The organism is Candidatus Pantoea formicae, from assembly GCF_011752625.1.
GTDB lineage: Bacteria > Pseudomonadota > Gammaproteobacteria > Enterobacterales > Enterobacteriaceae > Pantoea > Pantoea formicae.
The window spans coordinates 187,835-204,990 of sequence record NZ_VWXD01000004.1; the positions used below are offsets into that span (position 1 = coordinate 187,835).

16 protein-coding genes and 1 other annotated feature are annotated in these 17,156 nt (G+C 54.6%); of the genes, 5 read left to right on the forward strand and 11 right to left on the reverse strand.

The window, feature by feature from the left end; translation table 11 throughout:
- Positions 1–36: 36 nt before the first annotated feature.
- Both mog and tal read right to left on the reverse strand, forming a co-directional pair.
- A complete protein-coding gene (mog, locus tag F3J38_RS13395) occupies positions 37–624 on the reverse strand; it encodes a molybdopterin adenylyltransferase (RefSeq protein WP_167139134.1) in 588 nt (195 codons plus the stop codon).
- A gap of 123 nt (positions 625–747) precedes the next feature.
- Entirely contained in the window at positions 748–1,701 is a 954-nt protein-coding gene (gene tal / locus F3J38_RS13400; protein WP_061718163.1) for a transaldolase, read from the reverse strand.
- Between the two features lie 213 nt (positions 1,702–1,914).
- Between tal and yaaA the strand changes: the two genes are divergently transcribed.
- Complete coding sequence (gene yaaA, locus F3J38_RS13405; RefSeq protein ID WP_167139136.1) at positions 1,915–2,691, forward strand: peroxide stress protein YaaA; 777 nt, start codon at positions 1,915–1,917, stop codon at positions 2,689–2,691.
- A 63-nt stretch (positions 2,692–2,754) separates the two neighbouring features.
- Here the strand turns inward: yaaA and thrC are convergent, their stop codons facing one another.
- From thrC to F3J38_RS13430, 5 genes are all read right to left on the reverse strand, one after another.
- Entirely contained in the window at positions 2,755–4,038 is a 1,284-nt protein-coding gene (gene thrC, locus F3J38_RS13410; protein WP_167139138.1) for a threonine synthase, read from the reverse strand.
- 3 nt (positions 4,039–4,041) lie between these two features.
- Positions 4,042–4,971, reverse strand: a complete 930-nt coding sequence (gene thrB, locus F3J38_RS13415) for a homoserine kinase (RefSeq protein ID WP_167139909.1) — start codon at positions 4,969–4,971, stop codon at positions 4,042–4,044.
- 2 nt (positions 4,972–4,973) lie between these two features.
- A complete protein-coding gene (thrA, locus tag F3J38_RS13420; protein WP_167139140.1) occupies positions 4,974–7,436 on the reverse strand; it encodes a bifunctional aspartate kinase/homoserine dehydrogenase I in 2,463 nt (820 codons plus the stop codon).
- 26 nt (positions 7,437–7,462) lie between these two features.
- Positions 7,463–7,585, reverse strand: a sequence feature (Thr leader region).
- Positions 7,521–7,592 (reverse strand): thr operon leader peptide, encoded by a 72-nt coding sequence (thrL, locus tag F3J38_RS27945; protein WP_128601299.1) that lies wholly within the window; start codon positions 7,590–7,592, stop codon positions 7,521–7,523. (Overlaps the previous feature by 65 nt.)
- Positions 7,593–7,794: 202 nt before the next feature.
- Positions 7,795–8,484: a tRNA/rRNA methyltransferase gene (locus F3J38_RS13430; RefSeq protein WP_167139142.1), complete on the reverse strand. Its 690-nt coding sequence runs from the start codon at positions 8,482–8,484 to the stop codon at positions 7,795–7,797.
- A 610-nt stretch (positions 8,485–9,094) separates the two neighbouring features.
- Here F3J38_RS13430 and arcA point away from each other — a divergent pair.
- A complete protein-coding gene (arcA, locus tag F3J38_RS13435; RefSeq protein ID WP_084933793.1) occupies positions 9,095–9,811 on the forward strand; it encodes a two-component system response regulator ArcA in 717 nt (238 codons plus the stop codon).
- A 48-nt stretch (positions 9,812–9,859) separates the two neighbouring features.
- Here the strand turns inward: arcA and creA are convergent, their stop codons facing one another.
- Positions 9,860–10,333, reverse strand: coding sequence for a protein CreA (creA, locus tag F3J38_RS13440; RefSeq protein WP_167139144.1), 474 nt, complete (start codon positions 10,331–10,333; stop codon positions 9,860–9,862).
- 194 nt (positions 10,334–10,527) lie between these two features.
- On the opposite strand from creA, the gene robA reads away from it, so the two are divergent.
- Positions 10,528–11,409, forward strand: coding sequence for an MDR efflux pump AcrAB transcriptional activator RobA (gene robA, locus F3J38_RS13445; RefSeq protein ID WP_167139146.1), 882 nt, complete (start codon positions 10,528–10,530; stop codon positions 11,407–11,409).
- A 186-nt stretch (positions 11,410–11,595) separates the two neighbouring features.
- Here robA and gpmB read toward each other — a convergent pair whose 3' ends face one another.
- Positions 11,596–12,243, reverse strand: a complete 648-nt coding sequence (gene gpmB / locus F3J38_RS13450; RefSeq protein ID WP_167139148.1) for a 2,3-diphosphoglycerate-dependent phosphoglycerate mutase GpmB — start codon at positions 12,241–12,243, stop codon at positions 11,596–11,598.
- A gap of 51 nt (positions 12,244–12,294) precedes the next feature.
- Here gpmB and yjjX point away from each other — a divergent pair, with 51 nt between their 5' ends.
- Positions 12,295–12,813 carry an inosine/xanthosine triphosphatase gene (gene yjjX, locus F3J38_RS13455; protein WP_167139150.1) on the forward strand — a complete coding sequence of 173 codons (519 nt, stop codon included), beginning with the start codon at positions 12,295–12,297 and terminating at the stop codon, positions 12,811–12,813.
- Here yjjX and trpR read toward each other — a convergent pair whose 3' ends face one another.
- Positions 12,814–13,137: a trp operon repressor gene (trpR, locus tag F3J38_RS13460; RefSeq protein WP_167139152.1), complete on the reverse strand. Its 324-nt coding sequence runs from the start codon at positions 13,135–13,137 to the stop codon at positions 12,814–12,816.
- A 44-nt stretch (positions 13,138–13,181) separates the two neighbouring features.
- Positions 13,182–15,101: a murein transglycosylase gene (gene sltY, locus F3J38_RS13465; RefSeq protein WP_167139912.1), complete on the reverse strand. Its 1,920-nt coding sequence runs from the start codon at positions 15,099–15,101 to the stop codon at positions 13,182–13,184.
- 256 nt (positions 15,102–15,357) lie between these two features.
- Here sltY and atzF point away from each other — a divergent pair, with 256 nt between their 5' ends.
- Positions 15,358–17,154 (forward strand): allophanate hydrolase, encoded by a 1,797-nt coding sequence (atzF, locus tag F3J38_RS13470; protein WP_167139154.1) that lies wholly within the window; start codon positions 15,358–15,360, stop codon positions 17,152–17,154.
- Positions 17,155–17,156: the final 2 nt, after the last annotated feature.

Genomic DNA, 17,156 nt, shown 5'->3' on the forward strand with positions numbered 1-17,156 from the left:
AGTATCGCTAGATTTTATGCCTCAAAACGGTGATTTTCAGACGTTTGTCTCACGACGTGCACTTTTAGGGCGGAATGCTGCTACCACTTCGGGATGGGTCTCCACATATGGCCCTTCCAGTAACTGTAAACAATAAGGTACAGCTGCAAAAATTCCGGGCACTTTTACTGTGCCATCTTCCGCTTTCAGTCCTTCGAGGGTTTCTTTAATGGATTTTGGCTGGCCCGGCAGATTGAGGATCAGAGACTGCTTACGGATCACCCCTACCTGGCGCGAGAGAATCGCGGTGGGCACAAATTGCAGGCTGATTTGGCGCATCTGTTCGCCGAAGCCCGGCATTTCACGGTCGGCCACCGCCAAAGTGGCATCGGGAGTGACATCACGGCGCGCTGGTCCAGTTCCGCCGGTGGTCAACACCAGGTTGCAGAACAGTTCATCGACCAGTTCACAAATCGCCTGCTCAATCATCGGTTGCTCATCGGGCACCAAGCGGGTTTCGATTTCAAATGGCGTAGTCAGCGCGGCGGCGAGCCAGCTTTCCAGTGCCGGAATGCCCTGATCTTGATAGATGCCGTTAGCAGCACGATCGGAAACGGAAATTAATCCAATACGTAAAGTATCCATTGAGTTATCGCTGTGGTTGACCGCAAGGCGGCAAATAAAGGGGGATGCTAAGAGGATAATACAAAGGGGAGTCGAGGGAAAAGCGTAAAACCGTGGCGACAGCTGCCGCCACGGTAAATCACCTTACAGCAGTTCGGCGATCATCTTCTCAAGTTTGCCCTGATCGATGGCAAAGTTGCGGATGCCTTCAGCCAGTTTGGTCACGGCCATAGGATCCTGGTTGTGCTGCCAGAAGAACTCAGCTTCGGTCATTTTCGCTGGACGCGCTTTGACTTCACCGGTGTAGCTCAGCTTACGCTCAACAGTCCCTTCGCTCTCAGCCAGCTCTTTCAGCAGGCCCGGAGAGATGGTCAGACGGTCGCAACCAGCCAGCTCAATGATTTCACCGACGTTACGGAAGCTGGCACCCATTACCACAGTTTCATAACCGTGCTGTTTGTAATAGTTGTAGATTTCCGCCACAGACACCACGCCTGGATCTTCGTGTGCTGCGTACTCTTTCTTATCGGTGTTCTGCTTGTACCAGTCGAGGATACGGCCCACGAATGGCGAGATCAGGAACACGCCCGCTTCAGCACAAGCACGTGCCTGCGCGAAGGAGAACAGCAGCGTCAGGTTACAGTTGATGCCTTCTTTTTCCAGCTGCTCAGCAGCACGGATGCCCTGCCAGGTTGAAGCCAGTTTGATCAGGATACGGTCGTTGCTGATGCCCGCATCGTTGTACAGTTTGATCAGGCTACGCGCCTTCGCGATGCTCGCTTCGGTGTCGTAAGAGAGACGTGCGTCAACTTCGGTAGAGATACGGCCTGGGATCAGTTTCAGAATTTCCAGACCAATGTTGACGGCCAGCTTGTCAGAAACCAGTGCCAGCTGCTCTTCTTTGTTGCTGCTCTGCTGACGTGCCCAGGTAATGGCTTCGTCAATCAGTTTGCGGTATTCAGGGATTTGAGCGGCGTTGAGGATCAAAGAAGGGTTGGTGGTCGCATCTTGCGGCTGATAAAGCTTCATCGCCGCGATATCACCGGTGTCGGCGACCACAGTAGTCAGCTGACGCAAGGAAGTAAGTTTGTCCGTCATGGTTCTCTTTCTCTTAGGTTGACTGTCAGGGTGTAAAAGGCTGTTGCGATAATATCACGCACGAGTCCGTGCGCAACATCACGAAGTGCCCCATTACGATAGCGTCAACAAATGGGAGCGATTTGCCGATCCGTGCAGCTTTTTTGCTACACTCGTCGCAACTTAATTCCCACTATTCCCCTGTAAACAGGCGGGTCAACAAGGATAAACACGATGCTGATGGTTATCTCGCCAGCGAAGACACTGGATTTTGAAAGCCCGCTGGCGACACAGCGTTTTACGCAGTCAACACTGTTAGAAAAGTCACAACAGCTTATCGATGTTGCGCGCGATCTCTCACCGGCGCAGATTAGCTCTCTTATGAGCATCAGCGACAAACTGGCGCATCTGAACGCTGAGCGTTTTAACCAATGGCAACCACCCTTCACGCTGGATAATGCACGTCAGGCGATTCTGGCGTTTAAAGGTGACGTGTACACCGGCTTGCAGGCCGAAACCTTCAGTGAGGCAGATTTCGATTTCGCTCAGGAGCATCTGCGCATGCTGTCCGGTTTATACGGCGTGCTACGTCCGCTGGATTTGATGCAGCCTTACCGCCTGGAAATGGGCATCAAGCTGGCCAACCCGGCGGCGAAAGATCTCTACGGTTTCTGGGGTGATTTATTGACGCAGAAGCTCAATGACGCGATGGCCGAGCAAGGCGATGAGGTGCTGATCAACTTGGCGTCCGATGAGTACTTCAAAGCGGTGAAGCCAAAGCAGCTCAACGGTGAGTTGATCAAACCGGTGTTCCTTGATGAGAAGAACGGCAAGTTTAAGGTTATCAGCTTCTACGCTAAGAAAGCGCGTGGATTGATGAGCCGCTATGTCATTCAGAACCGCCTGAGCAAGCCAGAGCAACTGAAACAGTTTGATGTTGATGGCTACTTCTTTGCGGCTGATGAGAGCAAAGGTAACGAGCTGGTGTTTAAGCGCCACGAGCAGAAATAAAAAAAGGTCGCCATCATGGCGACCTTACTCTTCAAAACGCGCATGGTCGCGCGCCTGTTTGCATTACTTCATCAAGAACTTACGCAGTTCAGCGAAGTCTGCCGCCATGTTATGCGATAGCAGTGGCAGCTCAGCGCGCTCTGCCAGCTCTTTTGGCAACGGCAATTCCTGACCCAGAATCTCGTCCACGCTCTCTTTGAACTTGGCCGGATGCGCAGTGCCGAGGAACAGGCCGAATTCGCCTTCCTGCAGGTTGTCGCGCAGCATGCGATAGGCAATCGCCGCGTGCGGCTCAGAGATATAGCCAATCTCCGCCAGCTCGCGCATGGTGGCTTTGGTGGTCTCATCCGATACCGCGCCAGAAGCCAGATCGGTCAGGCGCCAGGTTTTACGACGGAACAACTCTTCTACGCGCGGCCAGTTATTTGGCTGGCTGACATCCATCGCATTCGACAAGGTTGCCACAGTGGCATTGGGCTGCCATTCACCGTTGCCAAGGAAACGTGGCACGGTGTCGTTAGCGTTAGTTGCCGCAATGAAACGCTTGATCGGCAAGCCGAGGGATTTCGCCAGCAGGCCAGCGGTCAGGTCGCCAAAGTTACCGCTTGGTACGGAGACCACCAACTGGTTACGCTGCTCTTGTGGCAACTGCGCTACCGCTTCGAAGTAGTAGCAGATCTGTGCCAGCAGACGGCTGATGTTGATGGAGTTCGCTGAGTTCAGGCCAATTGCCTTCTTCAGCTCTTCATCATCAAACGCCTGCTTCACCAGCGCCTGGCAGGCATCGAAATCGCCGTCCACCGCGATGGTTTCAATGTTGCCGCCCAGCGTACAGAACAGTTTTTCCTGCAGCGGGCTGATTTTGCCCTGCGGATAGAGGATAACGACGCGCACGTTTTCCATGCCGTAGAACGCATGAGCCACGGCGGCGCCGGTGTCACCGGAGGTCGCGGTCAGAATGGTGATCTGCTCATCAGCGCCCGACACATAAGAGAGCATCTGTGCCATGAAGCGGCCGCCGAAGTCTTTGAATGCCAGCGTTGGACCGTGGAACAGTTCGAGGCACGCCACATCGTCACTGACTTTCGCCACCGGCGCCGGGAAGGCAAAGGCGTTTTTCACGCGCTCAGCCAGCTGGTGCGCGGCAATCTCGTCGCCAATATAAGCAGAGAGGATTTTACTGCTGCGGCTGACGAAATCCATCTCCAGCATCGCATCGATGTCGGTCAGTTCAAATTCCGGCAGTTCGAGCGGGAAGAACAGCCCTTGCTGCGAGCCGAGGCCCTGTTTAACGGCCTGAGCAAAACTAACCTGCTCGTTGTGATCCTTAAGGTTGTAGAGTTTCATGCGTTATCCCAAGTTACGTGCGCCAGCCGTATCAAGACGGCAGATATGGACGAAGCCTTCATCGTTCTGCAGATAGTGCTGGCTGAGCCAGTCTGCCATCCGCTGTGCCGTTGCCATCTCGTTGCAAACGGCGAAAAGTGTCGGGCCGGAGCCCGAAATACCACAGGCCAACGCACCGATGTCGGCAGCCGCCTGGCGCGCTTCAGCGAAGCCCGGCAGCAGTTTGGTGCGGTAAGGTTCTGCAATCACGTCCTGCATCAGTTTAGCTGCCAGCAGCGGCTGACGGGTATGACAGGCGTGAATAAAGCCCGCTAACAGGCGACCGTGTTTGATGGCATCTTCTTTGCGGTACTGCGCAGGCAGAATCGCGCGTGCTTCAGCGGTGGAGACTTTGATGCCCGGATAAGCCATCACCCACAGCCAGTCGTCAAAGCACGGCACCTCCTGACTGATGATCCCGTTCTCTTCAATCATCAGCTGTACACCGCCGAGGAAGCAAGGCGCAACGTTGTCGTAATGCACGCTGCCAGAAATACGCCCTTCCAGCTCGCCCATCAGCGCCAGCAGTTCGGTGTCATTTAAGGGCTTGCCGCAAAACTCGTTCATCGCCATCAAACCCGCGACCACTGAACAGGCGCTGGAACCCAAGCCTGAACCGATCGGCATGTTCTTTTCCAGCGTCATCGCGACAGGCACTTCTTTGCCAATCGCTTGGCAGAAACGTTCCCAGCACTGGTAAACAATGTTCTCTTGCGGATTGGTGGGCAGCTTGCTGACAAAGCGCCCGGTATTTACCAGGCTGAAGCTGTCTGCCGCTTCCACGGATACGCAGTCACCCAGCAGGGTGCCATCCACCGGCGAAACTGCCGCGCCCAGCACATCAAAGCCGACGCTGACGTTACCAATCGAGGCCGGTGCATAAATTTTTACCATCATCAAACTCCCAACTTCCACGACAGTGTACGCAGCAGATCGGCAAAGACGCCGGCCGCTGTGACATCATTCCCTGCACCGTATCCACGCAGAACCAGCGGGATCGGCTGATAATAGCGGCTATAAAACGCCAGCGCGTTCTCGCCGTTCTTCACTTTGTACAGCGGATCGTTGCCGTCCACCGCATCAATTTTCACTTTGCAAATGCCGCCTTCCTCAATGGCGCCGACGAAGCGTAACACTTTACCTTCATCACGTGCTTTGGCAACGCGGGCGGCAAAGGCATCATCCAACTCCGGCAAACGCGCCATAAATTGCTCAACGTCGGCGATGTCGGTTAGCTCAGCCGGCAGCAGAGGCTCGATCTCGATATCGCTCAGCTCCAACTGATGGCCCGCTTCGCGCGCCAGAATCAGCAGCTTACGCGCCACATCGGTGCCAGAGAGATCGTCACGCGGGTCCGGCTCGGTAAAGCCCATCTCACGTGCCATTTTGGTCGCTTCTGACAGCGAGACACCTTCATCCAGCTTGCCAAAGATAAAGGAGAGCGAACCGGAGAGGATACCGGAGAATTTGATCAGCTCGTCACCGGCATTCAGCAGATTTTGTAGGTTTTCGATCACCGGCAAACCAGCACCGACGTTAGTGTCGTACAGGAATTTACGACGCGACTTGGCGGCTGCCGCGCGCATCTGCTGGTAATAGTTCCAGGATGAGGTGTTGGCCTTCTTGTTAGGCGTCACCACGTGGAAGCCCTCTGCGAGGAAATCGGCATACTGATCGGCCACCGCCTGGCTGGAAGTACAGTCCACGATCACCGGGTTCAGCAGGTGATACTCCTTCACGAGACGCATCAGGCGCCCCAGGTTGAACGGCTCTTTGGCTTCGCTCAGTGCGCCTTTCCAATTGCTGAGATCGATACCGTGCACGTTAGTTAACAGCGCACGCGAATTGGCGATGCCGCACACGCGCAGGTCGATATGCTTCTCTTTCAGCCATGCCTGCTGACGATGCAGCTGCTCCAGCAACGCCGCGCCGACACCGCCCACCCCCACTACAAACACTTCAATGACCTGGTCGGTGGCGAACAACATCTGATGCACCACACGAACGCCAGTGGTGACTTCATCATTGCTTACCACCACCGAGATGGAACGCTCAGAGGAGCCTTGGGCAATCGCGACGATGTTGATGTTGGCGCGAGCCAGCGCGGAGAAGAATTTGGCCGAGATGCCGCGCAAGGTGCGCATACCATCGCCGACCACCGAGATCACCGCCAGCTGCTCCAGCACATCGAGCGGATCCAGCAGGCCATCTTTCAATTCCAGATAGAACTCTTCTTCTAATACGCGGCGGGCACGCGCCTGCTCGCTCTGCGGTACACAGAAGCTGATGCTGTACTCCGAAGAGGATTGGGTAATCAGTACGACTGAGATACCAGTGCGCGACATCGCCGCAAACACGCGTGCCGCCATGCCGACCATCCCTTTCATCCCCGGACCGGAGACGTTGAACATCGCCATGTTGTTGAGATTGGTGATGCCCTTCACTGGGTTCTCATCCAACTCGCCTTCTCCACCGATTAAGGTGCCAGGCGCTTGCGGGTTGGCGGTATTTTTGATTAGGCATGGAATCTGGAACTGAGCAATGGGGGCGATGGTACGAGGATGAAGCACTTTAGCACCGAAGTAAGACAGCTCCATCGCTTCCTGGTAGGACATCGACTTCAGCAGTCGCGCATCCGGCACCTGGCGCGGGTCGCAAGTATAGACGCCGTCTACATCAGTCCAGATCTCACAACAGTCGGCACGCAAGCACGCCGCCAGCACCGCTGCCGAGTAGTCAGAGCCATTACGGCCCAGCACCACGAGTTCACCTTTCTCATTACCGGCAGTGAAACCGGCCATCAAGATCATGTGATCGGTCGGAATCTGGCTGGCTGCGATGCGGCGGGTGGATTCGGCGATATCCACAGTGGACTCGAGGTAATGACCGACAGCCAGCAGTTTCTCAACCGGGTCAATCACCGTCACTTTGTGACCGCGCGCCTGAAGTAGCGCCTCCATGATGGCGATAGAGAGCTTCTCACCACGGCAGATAATGGCGGCATTGACCGCATCTGGGCACTGGCCCAGCAAGCTGATGCCGTGCAGCACTTGCTTCAGCTGGGCAAACTCCAGCTCAATGCGGGTTTTCAGTCCATCGTAATCGAAGCCCGGCTGAGCCTCCGCCAGGCCTTGTAGCAGGTCGGCAAAAATCCGTTCGGCATCGCTGATATTCGGCAGTGCGTCCTGGCCGCTAATGGTTTTCTCAATCATCGCCACCAGATGATTGGTGATTTTCGCTGGCGCAGAGAGCACGGTGGCAACCTGTCCCTGTTGCGCGTTGCTTTCCAGAATATCTGCCACGCGGAGAAAACGTTCCGCATTGGCTACTGAGGTTCCGCCGAATTTCAGCACTCGCATGATTGAAGCTCTCCTGAATTTTTGCCGAAAAAAAAGCCCGCACTGTTTAGGTGCGGGCTTTTTTCTTTGTTTTTCCTGTATGCGTCAGCCCGCACCGTTACCTGTGGTAATGGTGGTGGTAATAATAATTGTGGTGTTCAGGCTGTGATTACGCATTGAGATTTTTTCTGTCTGTCTTTGTCTTGTCCGTCTGCCTTCCAGAAGTAAAGCAAAGCGCACGTTAAGTCAACGAATTTGTCTTAGCTGTCGATGGGTCAACGCTGCGCAGTGCTGCGTTCAACACCTCGATTCATATCGGGATCGTTCAGCAGATGGCCAAGTATCCCGATCTGTCACTAAGAAAACGGATATTTACCGATTATTTATCTATAAGTTTTTTTTCTACATCATGTAGCAGTCGATGCAACATGGCACTGTCACGCTGTTCCAGCAGCCCAATACGTTGATCTATCCAGTCCGCCATTTTGGCATCATCACTGACGTCCAGCTTCACTAACAACTGATGGAAGCGTTCACGTAGCGCCTGCAACTGATGTTCATTGGCCGCTTCATGCTGTTCAACCGCCACCTGATTTAACGCGGAGAGCTGATAGCAGTAAACCATCACCGCCTGACCCAGATTGAGTGAAGGATAGTCATTGGCCATCGGGATACCGGTCAGCAAGTCCACCTGTTCCAACTCTTCATTCGTCAAGCCGCTGTCTTCACGGCCAAACACCAGTGCGATACGGCTCAGCCACTGGCGCTTCTCCTGCAAAATGCTTTCGACCTGTGTGGGTGTCGCATAGTAGCGAAACTTGGCGCGACTGCGTGCGGTCGTCGCCACGGAGAAATCAACGTCCGCCAATGCCTCACTCAAAGTGGCATAGGATTTAACGTTATCGAGGATTTCTCCAGCACCGTGCGCCACACGACGCGCGGCCGGATCTTGCCAGGCGTCACTGGCAACGATGCGCAATTCACTAAAACCCATGGTTTTCATCGCGCGGGCTGCCGCGCCGATATTTTCTGGGCGGGCGGGTGAAACAAGGATCAGGGGGAAATGCATGATTTTTCCATCGAACTGTTAACAACTCGCCCTATGTTGGCATGCAGGGACAAAAATACCAACCGCAGGGTAAAGAGAAAATAAGATGTTAAGGATGTTAAAAGCGTATAAAAGTTATGAGTAGATAAGATTTTCAGATATAAGCTAAATTTCCCAGCTTAATTAATATAAAACTATTATTTTTCATATCATTGAAATATTATTTCCTGCAGCTTTTAGTTTTACTAATATGCAGCTGAAATGTAGCAAAAATGCTGCTTTTTGTGAGCTAAGCTGGCATTCCTGGAGAAGTTTTTCATAAAAGTGTTAACGTGCTACACTTGCATTTGATATAAGTCAACGAAGCGTTGTTTTTATGCTTATCGGTTGTTGTTGGTGCTGTTAGGTTGCTGTTAATACGGTTAGGATAAGTGCCAGTCCGATACCCACGGGGCACGCAAATATTCATCCTGACTGGCTGAGCTAACACTGAAGTTGACGTTGATGGATGGTGTATTCCGAAGATTATTTCGTACACCGGTTGCACAAGGCACACTGTTCTGCGTGAACAGGTTTAGCAGCCACCGTACGCCCTGTTTTCGATTTGTTGGCAAATTTTAGGTAGCGAAACATGCAGACCCCGCACATTCTTATCGTTGAAGACGAACTGGTCACGCGTAACACCCTCAAAAGTATTTTTGAAGCGGAAGGTTACGTGGTCTATGAAGCCACCGACGGTGCCGAGATGCACCAGGTTCTGACGGAAAATGACGTCAACCTGGTCATCATGGACATCAACCTGCCAGGTAAAAACGGTTTGCTGCTGGCGCGCGAGCTGCGTGAACAAGCAAACGTTGCACTTATGTTCCTGACGGGCCGTGATAACGAAGTGGACAAAATCCTCGGTCTGGAAATCGGTGCCGATGATTACATCACCAAGCCGTTCAATCCTCGTGAGCTGACGATCCGTGCGCGCAACCTGTTGTCGCGTACTATGAATCTGGCCATGCCGAGTGAAGAACGCCGCACGGTGGAGAGCTATCGCTTTAACGGCTGGGAGCTGGATATCAACAGCCGCTCACTGATCAGCCCGAACGGCGAGCAGTACAAGCTTCCGCGCAGTGAGTTCCGCGCGATGCTGCACTTCTGCGAAAACCCAGGCAAAATCCAAACCCGTGGTGATCTGCTGAAGAAGATGACCGGTCGTGAGCTGAAGCCACATGACCGTACGGTGGATGTGACTATCCGCCGCATCCGTAAGCATTTTGAATCTACCCCGGATACACCAGAAATCATCGCCACCATTCATGGTGAAGGTTATCGTTTCTGCGGTGAGTTGCAGGATTGATGCGACGGCAGTAAAAGAAAAACGCCCATCTGGGCGTTTTTTTATGCCTTAATGCCATGGCATGATCGGCACGGCGCTCAATGCATTCTTCGGCGAGCCGTCTACCACTTTATCTGAGTAGCTCAGGTAAACCAGCGCATGACGTTTTTGATCATAGAAGCGCACCACCTGCAGCTTCTTAAACACCAAAGAAGTGCGTTTTTGGAACACCACTTCACCCTGCGCCTTGCCTTGCGCGATTTTATCGCTAAGCTCTACAGGCCCAACCTGCTGGCATGAGATGGCCGCGTCGGAAGTGTCTTCCGCCAGACCTAATCCGCCCTTGATCCCACCGGTTTTTGCCCGGCTGATATAACAGGTTACATTTTTTACGTCGGGGTCATCGAAGGCTTCCACCACGATCTTATGGTCGGGGCCAAACATCTTGAAAACCGTGTCTACCGAGCCGATCTCTTCGGCTTGAACGCCCGCGCTGAAGATACAAGTTGCAAGCGTGATTATAAGAAAGCGAGTTATTGTCATTGAGTTACCATTGGCAATCGAATAGATGAGACTGTAATGTACTGTCAATCGAACCCGGAACCAAACCTAAACGGGTTGTAACCCGCATTGATTTAGCACAGCCGATTGACAAACCGCCCCCACGCTTTTGTGCATTTCGTGCTATTATTCGACGACTTCATAGTTGCGCCACCAGAGAGTTATGAGGATGTTTTATGGACCAAGCCGGTATCATTCGCGATTTGCTTGTCTGGCTGGAGAGCCATCTGGATCAACCCCTTTCACTCGATAATGTTGCGTTGAAAGCGGGCTACTCCAAGTGGCACTTGCAGCGTATGTTCAAGGAAGTGACGAGCCACGCCATCGGTGCTTACATCCGCGCGCGTCGTCTGTCGAAAGCCGCTGTGGCTCTGCGCCTCACCAGCCGCCCAATCCTCGACATCGCTTTACAATATCGCTTCGATTCGCAGCAGACCTTCACCCGCGCGTTTAAAAAGCAGTTTAATCAAACGCCCGCCTGGTATCGTCGCTCATCGGAGTGGAATTCGTTCGGCATTCGCCCGCCGATCCGTCTTGACGATCACCACATGCCGGAAGCCCAATTTGTCACGCTGCCGGAAACGGTGTTGGTGGGACAAACGCAGAGTTACACCTGCACGCTGGAACAAATTTCTAGCTACCGCGATGAGATGCGCATTCATTTCTGGAAACAGTTCCTGCTGGAAACCGACACCGTACCCCCGGTGTTGTACGGTTTGCATCAGGTGCGAGCCAGCCATGAGAAGGATGATGAGCAGGAGATTCTTTACACCACTGCGGTCCCATCCGATCAACAGGCGCTGAGTATGCAGTCGAATCAGAGCGTGATTCTGGAAGCAGGTGACTACGTGCAGTTCACATACAACGGCCCGCGCAGCGCCTTGCAGGAGTTCATCTTGCTGCTGTATGGCACCTGCATGCCAACGCTCGGACTGGTACGCCGTCAGGGTCAGGATATTGAGCGCTTCTTCACCCATGGTGGTAAAAAACGCAGCGAGCCGCCAACGGAAATCCGTTGTGAATACCTGATTCCGATTCGTCCACAGCAGAATCGCTGATATGAAAATGCCATCAAGATGATGGCATTTTTTTGGCCTTAATAACGGCCGGTCGTCATAAATGACGCCCCTACGATTTTACAGCGTGCGCGTTCATCACGGCCTCACGAATTCGTAAGGTGCGCATTCATCACGCCCCATGAATTTGTAAGGTACGCATTCATGCGCACCGAAACCGGATGACAATTAACGCTGTAACTCATCCAGCGCAGGGGCATCCAGATGCGACACATCGCCAGCTGTCTCTACCACCCAACCCGCTGCCAGCCAGGCGCTATGCTGATGATCCACGCGTGAAATCGAGCAGTTGCGCAGGCGTAAGCGACGTTCAGCATGCGCCGGTAAACCAAGGATAGTACTGACCAGCACACCCAAAGCCATACCGTGGCTGACAATCAGCGGGCGGCTGCCCGCTGGCAGTTCCAGCAAGGCATTCAGCGCTTCATGCATGCGCGTGGCCATCTCCAGCATCGATTCACCACCCGGTATACGACCACCTTCGGTGCCGTCCACCAGCGTTTTTCGCCAGCTCTCCTCTTCTGGTGTCAGCCCATCGAGAGGACGCTGTTCCAGACAGCCCATGTTGAGCTCACGCAAGCGCGCATCCAGCGTCACCGCACAACCGCAAGCGTCGGCGATGATCTCAGCGGTGCGGCGCGTACGTCCTAAATCGCTGGCGATCACGTGGGTAATGCCCAGCGATTTAACGCGTTCGCCCACCTGATGGGCCTGTTGCTCACCTTTTTCCGTCAGCGGACTGTCGGACTGCCCTTGAATGCGTCGGGCCGCATTCCATACCGTTTCGCCGTGACGAACAAGATAGACCTGTAGCATGCTTAATTTCCGTTATACTGCGACAAATTTGCCTTGAGGGTTCAAACAATTATGTACCATGTTGTCGCAGCCACCATCAACCCGGCAAAAATTCGCGCGATTGCTCAGGCGTTCAACGACGTCTTTGGCGAAGGATCCTGCCACATTGAAGGGGTCGAGGTCGAGAGCGGCGTCGCCGCGCAGCCGTTAAGTGATGTCGAAACGCGAACTGGCGCACGTACCCGTGTGGCGAATGCGCGTCAGCAACGTCCAGAATCTGACTATTGGGTGGCGATTGAAGCCGGTATTGAAGGCGATTGCGCCTTTGCATGGATGGTGATTGAAAACGCCCAGCAGCGCGGTGAATCACGTTCCGCTAGCTTCACCCTACCATCGGTTGTATTGGCGGGGTTAGCTGCCGGGCATGAGTTGGGGGACGAAATGGCGCGCTTAACCGGCGTGGAGAATATCAAACAGAAAGGCGGTGCGATTGGCGCTTTCACGCACGGATTGTTGAGCCGCTCCAGCGTCTACCATCAGGCACTGATTCTGGCCCTCTGCCCGTTCACCCACCCGCTTTATCAGCAATAGTTAACGGCGACCCAAGCGCGCTTCCAACCAGCGTTTCAGCTCTGGGGGCGCTTCTTTCAGGCTATTTGAGCCACGCGTAATGGTCGCAATCCCCACACCGAGTTCGTTCTTCAACTCGCGCTGGCTCATCTCACCGTTCATCAACTCTTCAATAATGCGCAGCCGTGTGCCAAAGGCTTCACGTTCGTCGGGTGTCATCATCAGTTGCAGCAACGGTAAAGAGACGCCGTCGGCAAAAGCGTTTTGCATTAAATCGATAAAACGCAGCCAGTTATCTTCAACAGGCTGAGCCGAATCTGGCTGGGAGGTAAGAGGTTGGCTCATGAAGGGCTTCCGTACTCATTAGCGAGTACGGAAGCATAGCACAGCTAGTAACGGCGATTCCACTCACCATCAGCGAGAATCTTATCCGGTTTGCCAAGGAAGTGGCGATAGTAAGCATCGTAAGCCAGTACGTTTTTCACATAGCCGCGCGTTTCTGAGAACGGAATGGTTTCGATAAACGCCACCGCATCCAGTTTTCCGCCGCTGTTATTCAACCAGCTACGCACCCGACCCGGCCCGGCGTTATAGGCCGCCGACGAGAAAATGCGATTCTGATCGAACTGCTGATACACGTACTCCAGATACTGCGTACCAATCTGGATATTGGTCTGCGGGTCCAGCAACTGGCTGCTGTTCACATACCCCGGGATGCTATACATCTTCACGGTATGCGCTGCCGTCGCGGGCATCACCTGCATCAGACCACTGGCCCCCACCGGCGAGCGTGCCTTTGGATTCCAGGCACTTTCCTGGCGAGAAATCGCCATGGCATAGCTCTGCGGGATGCCCTTGCCGCTGGTGTATTGCTGATAAAGATTGCCCCATGCCAGCGGGAAACGCTCTTTCAGGCTATCCCACATTTTCGCGGTGATAGTGGCCTGAACGCTGAGATCCCACCAATCCTGCTCATTGGCGTAACGCGCCAGCATCTGCTGCTGCGGATGGCTTTTGCTGGAGATCAGATTGGCCCATTCACTGCGCGCCAGGTTATCCAGCCCCCAGTACATCAGCTCACGCACGCGCGCCAGTTCGGGTCCCTGCACTACCGAGCTGTCTGCCGCCGGGGCCTGATCGACCTGCAACGGATACTCCACACCGAGGCGCTGCGCCGCCACCATCGGATAGAATCCACGCGCCTGCATCAGCTTACGCAGAATCTCCTCAGCTTCCTCTTTACGTCCCTGGGAAATCAACAAATCGGCCTGCCAGTATTGCCACTCATCTTTCTCTTTGGCTTCGACCGGCAAACGGGCGATCCAGGTGTTCAGCCCACGACGATCGTTCTGACTCAGTGCCAGCCGCACACGACGCTCGATCAGTGCCGTTGACTCGCTGTTCATCACCACCGCATCACGCCAACGCGCCTGCTCAGAAGTGAGGTCAGCGCCCATCATGCGCCACACCACCGTCTCTTTCAGATCCTGTTCTTCTTCCTGGCTCATCTTTTGCGCCTGAACCAGCTGTGGGATCATCATGCGTGCGTTGTCCATATCTTCACGCGCGACGCGGGCAAAGGCATAGCTGGTGGCCATACGGGTGAAATCGGTCGGGCCAAGAGTGCTGGCAAAGGTGGTGACGGTTTGCGGATTCTGCTGCAACGCAATCAATGCGCTGGAGGTGGTTTGGTAATCAGCGGGCAGCATTTTGGCGAGGTAGTTCACCAGGCTGTCGTTACCGGCTTTCATCGCCAAACGAATACGTTCAAGGATGGTAATCGGCGACATCTGCCCTGATGCTTGCCACACTGAGAACAGCTGATCGCAGTCATTCGGCAGTGCGGAACCGCGCAACCAGATTGATTTCGCGCCGTCAAAGGCGACCTGCTGTTGGCCGGTGGCCCATTTGGCGTAATACCAGTTACAGCGCGCCTGCACCGGTTTCGGCTCATCCGGGCTAAAGCTCAGTACGCCTTGCCAGTCCTGACGATGTGCCAGCACGTTGACGAAGCGTGTCGCCAACGAGCGCGCAGGCGGCAATGTCGGATACTGTTGAATAAAATTTTTCACCGCCAGCGGCGTTTCCTGATCGAGGTCCTGCGCCAGCAGACGGTATTGCAGATATGGATAGAGTGGATAGTCCTGCAGCGTCGGCATCAGCTGCGAGACCTGGTCCATTTGATTGTTATCCCAAGCCTGTTTGATTTGCGCATAACGAGCCCGCTGCTGATCCAGCGAGTCGGCCCATACGCTGCTGGCCGTGCTGACCAGACAGATCCCTATCATCCAGTTACGCCACTTCTCCACTACGCTCTCCTCTCTGCTGCGGTCCAGCTCATGCCAGACTTCCTTCATGCTAACCAGGCCATCGATCTCTTGCCATGTTCTTCACAAAATTTACGCAGGCGCACCGTGATTGCACACCGTCTGCGCTGTGACTGTGCAAATTATCATCACAAAATCTTATGTCATATCAATTAGCTACAACTATTCATTTACTTACAAAAATGGCACGCGCTTTGCTCTGTTGAATTCCATCTTGTATACCAGTTGGAATTCACTCATGGCATCAACCTTCGGATACACGCTTCAGGATTGGCAACACCGCTACCAGCAGGACCCTCAGTGCATCAGTTCATTGCTGGCAGCGCATCTCGACGCCATCGACCAGCAGGATAACGCCTGGCTCTATCTCGCCACACCCGCGCAGTTACAGGCACAAATTGAACCCCTGCTGGCAAGCTACCTGCGCAATCCGGCAGCCCTGCCGCTGTTTGGTGTGCCGTTTGCGGTGAAAGACAATATCGATGTCGCAGGCTGGCCGACCAGCGCTGCCTGTCCAGCCTTCACTTATCACGCCGAAGCCGATGCCTTTGTGGTGGCACAATTAAAAGCAGCGGGTGCAGTCGTGATCGGCAAAACCAACCTCGACCAGTATGCAACAGGTTTAGTGGGTACGCGTTCTCCGTTTGGCGCGGTGAGTAACACCTTTAACCCTGAATATGTTAGCGGCGGTTCCAGCTCAGGTTCTGCTTCGGTGCTGGCGCGCGGTCTGGTGGGCTTCTCACTGGGCACCGATACCGCCGGTTCCGGTCGCGTCCCGGCGGGCTTTAACAACATCGTCGGTCTGAAACCCACCAAAGGCTGGTTCTCGGCCAACGGCGTGGTACCTGCCTGCCGTTTGAATGACACCATTTCCGTCTTCGCCCTGACCGTGGAAGATGCTTTCGCCGTTGCCACTGCCGCGGGCGGTTACGATGCCGGAGACGCCTACTCGCGCAGCAACCCACACACTGCGCCAGCCAGCTTTAAAGCGCAGCCAGATTTTGCTATCCCGGCCTCACCAGAATTCTTTGGTGATAAGCAGGCCGAAGCAGCCTGGTTGAGTGCACTGGAGCAACTGCAAGCGGGTGGTGCCACGCTGCACCCGATTGATTTCACCCCGTTCCACCAGCTCGCCGAACAACTCTATTACGGCCCATGGGTCGCTGAACGCACCGTGGCGGTCGGCAAAATGATCAACCGCCCGGAAGAAATGGACCCGGTGGTGTACGGCATTGTCAGCAGCGGCCTGAAATACACCGCCGTTGAAGCTTATCAGGCCGAATACCTGCGTGCTGAACTGACACGTCAAATCCAGCAAACCCTGGCGCAATTTGACGCAGTAGTGGTACCAACCTCACCTACCATCCACACGCTGGAGGAGATGAAGCAGGAGCCGGTGCACTTCAACTCACACTTCGGTACTTACACCAACTTCACCAACCTCGCCGATCTCAGCGCGCTGGCGCTGCCTGGCCCGTTCCGCGCCGATGGCCTGCCTGCGGGCATCACTTTAATCGCGCCTGCCTGGCAGGATCGCGCGCTTTCAGGCTTCGGCCTGAAGTGGCAGCAGCAGATGGCGCTGACGTTGGGCGCCACTGGCAAAGCTCAGCCGATGCAACATACCGCATTGCCCGTTTCTACCGATCACGTGCGCGTGGCGGTGGTCGGTGCGCACCTCACCGGCATGCCGCTGAATTTCCAACTCACCACCCGCAACGCCGTGTTGGTGGAGGAGACGCAAACCGCCAGCCACTACCGTCTGTTTGCCCTGCTTGATGGCCCGATTAAAAAACCCGGCCTGCTGCGCGCTGAAAGCGGCTCAGCCATCACCGTGGAGCTGTGGGATATCCCGCTGGCGCGCTTTGGCGAATTCGTGGCGGAAATCCCGGCACCACTCGGCATTGGCTCACTGACGCTGGCTGATGGCCGGGTGGTGAAAGGCTTTATCTGTGAACCGGCGGTGCTGTCGCAGGCGCTGGAGATCACCGAATTCGGCGGCTGGCGTAACTGGCTGGCCTCTCAGGGGAGTAAATAACC